At 70.9% G+C, this 1341-nt stretch carries 1 protein-coding gene; it reads left to right on the forward strand.

Annotation, left to right across the window (positions count from 1 at the left end):
- A partial coding sequence (locus tag GDJ08_RS19940) for a condensation domain-containing protein (RefSeq protein WP_229296592.1) occupies positions 1-1341 on the forward strand: 1341 nt, incomplete at both ends.

Genomic DNA, 1341 nt, shown 5'->3' on the forward strand with positions numbered 1-1341 from the left:
GCAGGCGATCTGGGGACAGCTGCTGGAGCAGCCGCAGATCGGGGTGACCGCCAACTTCTTCCACAGCGGCGGCCACTCGCTGCTGGCGGTGCAGCTGATGTCGCGCGTGCGCGAGGCGTTTGGGGTGGAGCTGGCGGTCAAGGCGCTGTTCGAAGCGCCGACCATCCGCCAGCTGGCCACGCGGCTGGCGTCCGCGCCGGGCCGCCGCCGCGGCCCGGCGCTGCAGGCCCAGGCACTGAGCGGTCCGCAGCCGCTGTCGCATGCCCAGCAGCGGTTGTGGTTCCTGGACCAGCTGGAAGGCGGCTCGGCGACCTACAACATTCCGCTGGCGCTGCGCCTGAGCGGTCCGCTGCAGGTGCATGCGCTGGAGCAGGCATTGCACGCGATCCTGCAGCGCCACGCGGTGCTGCGCACCCAGGTGGTGTCCATCGATGGCACCCCGATGCAGCAGGTGGTGCCGCTGCCGGCGTGGACGCTGGCAGTGCAGCAGCTGGCCGAGCCGGCCTGGTCCGAGCGGCTGTCGGCGTTCGCCGCCGAGGTGTTCGACCTGTCGCGCGCGCCGATGCTGCGGGCGCTGCTGCTGTGGGATGGCGGCGAGCAGTACGCGCTGGGCCTCAACCTGCACCACATCGCCGGCGATGGCTGGTCGCTGGGCATTCTGGGCCGCGAGCTGAGCCAGCTGTATGCCGGCTACTGCCGTGGCGTGGAGGCATCGCTGCCGGTGCTGCCGGTGCAGTACGCCGACTATGCACGCTGGCAGCGGCAGTGGCTGGCCGAGGGCGAGCTGGAGCGTCAGCTGGGCTACTGGCGGCAGCAGCTGAGCGGCGCGCCGCCGCTGCTGGAGCTGCCCACCGACCATCCGCGACCGCTGCAGCAGGGCTATCAGGGCCAGGTGCAGGTGTTCCGGATTCCGGCGCAGGTGGAGCATGGCCTGCAGGCGCTGGCGCGGCAGGAAGGGGCCAGCCTGTACATGGTGCTGCTGGCCGGCTTCAAGGCGCTGCTGTCCTGGTATGCCGGGCAGCAGGACATCGTGGTGGGTACGCCCACGGCCAACCGTGATCGGGTCGAGCTGGAAGGGCTGGTGGGCTTCTTCGTCAACACCCTGGTGCTGCGCGACCAGGTGGATTGGGGCGCGGACTTCGTGGCGCTGGTGCGCCAGGTACGTGGGACGGTGCTGGATGCGCAGTCGCACCAGGATGTGCCGTTCGAGCACTTGGTGGACGCGCTGCAGCCGGAGCGCCGGTTGAGCCACACGCCGTTGTTCCAGGTGATGTTCGACATGCAGGGCGAGCTGGCGGCCGGGGGCGGCGGGCTGGCGCTGGAGCAGGTGCAGGTGGCCGA

The sequence above is a fragment of the Stenotrophomonas nematodicola genome (genome assembly GCF_009467805.1).
Lineage (GTDB): Bacteria > Pseudomonadota > Gammaproteobacteria > Xanthomonadales > Xanthomonadaceae > Stenotrophomonas > Stenotrophomonas nematodicola.